The organism is Streptococcus sp. 339 (genome assembly GCF_013277285.1).
Taxonomy (GTDB): Bacteria; Bacillota; Bacilli; order Lactobacillales; family Streptococcaceae; genus Streptococcus; species Streptococcus pseudopneumoniae.
Map to the genome: position 1 here is coordinate 1 of NZ_VMMR01000084.1, position 1,114 is coordinate 1,114.

The following is a 1,114-nucleotide window of genomic DNA, read 5'->3' on the forward strand; positions in this document are numbered from 1 at the left end:
TTACGATTTCAAGAACTCCTCTCAGTTCTGAGGACACGGTAATGATTGATGCGACGGAAGTAAAAATCAATCGTTCTAAAAAAACAATTAGAGAATGATTCTGGTAAAAAGAAATGCCACGCTATGAAGGCTTAAGCGATTGTCACAAGTCAAGGGAGAATTGTTTCTTTGGAGCTCGCTGTGAACTATTGTCATGATATGAAGTTGTTCAAAATGAGTCGCAGAAATATCGGACAAGCTGGTAAAATCTTGGCTGACAGTGCTTATCAAGGGCTCATGAAGCTATATCCTCAAGCGCAAACTCCGAGGAAATCCAGCAAACTCAAGCTGCTAACAGCTGAAGATAAAGCCTGTAACCATGCGCTATCTAAGGAGAGAATCAAGGTTGAGAATATTTTTGACAGAGTATAGTAGATTGAAACTAGAATAGTACACATCTACTTCTAAAACATTGTTAGAAATCGATTTGACTGTCCTGATCGATTTGTCCTGTTCTTATTTCATTTCACTATGAAAACGTTTAAAATATTTTCAACAACCTATCGAAATCATCGTAAACGCTTCGGATTACGAATGAATTTGATTGTTGGTATTATCAATCATGAACTAGGATTCTAGTTTTGCAGGAAGTCTAATAAATATAAACCGTAAATATGCCTGCCTGCTTTTGCTATCATGGTTTGGCTACCTATCCCAAGTTCGGATAAAAATACTTTCAAGTATTTATTCAATCCATAATTTGTAGAAAGTTTATACCTTCTATCACAAGAGACCAAATCATATTTCTTTAATTCTTCACGATTATAAAGAACCTTATCTTGTTCCTCTTTCAATGCATCCAATACAGATATTAAATCTTCATCAATAATAATTTCTCTTATGGAAGTATTCGTTTTTTGAGGAATAAAATTTGTCGATTTCTAGCAAATCTTCCATACGTTTTTAGAGTTTCTCTTTCATTTTCTATTTTATAATTCACCTTCTAATTCTCTTATAATCGAGTGTAAAGATTCTTTCGTTTTGGGAACAGATTCCTTCAATATACCCTCTATAATTTTAAAATTTAAGTTAGAATAATTATGATAAATAAAATTTCTAAAACCTTTTATCTGAG

Annotated in this window: 1 protein-coding gene and 3 pseudogenes; 2 read left to right on the forward strand and 2 right to left on the reverse strand. The window is 32.9% G+C overall.

Features of this window, described 5'->3' with window-relative positions; genetic code table 11:
• Positions 1–408, forward strand: a pseudogene (locus HT736_RS09505) (transposase family protein); the annotation flags it as partial.
• Positions 409–510: 102 nt separating this feature from the next.
• Positions 511–618, forward strand: a pseudogene (locus HT736_RS09510) (IS5/IS1182 family transposase); the annotation flags it as partial.
• Positions 619–632: 14 nt separating this feature from the next.
• On the opposite strand, the pseudogene HT736_RS12125 reads toward HT736_RS09510, so the two are convergent.
• Both HT736_RS12125 and HT736_RS09520 read right to left on the reverse strand, forming a co-directional pair.
• Positions 633–967, reverse strand: a pseudogene (locus tag HT736_RS12125) (site-specific integrase); the annotation flags it as partial.
• A 1-nt stretch (position 968) separates the two neighbouring features.
• Positions 969–1,109: a HepT-like ribonuclease domain-containing protein gene (locus tag HT736_RS09520; RefSeq protein ID WP_345890491.1), complete on the reverse strand. Its 141-nt coding sequence runs from the start codon at positions 1,107–1,109 to the stop codon at positions 969–971.
• Between the last annotated feature and the right edge of the window lie 5 nt (positions 1,110–1,114).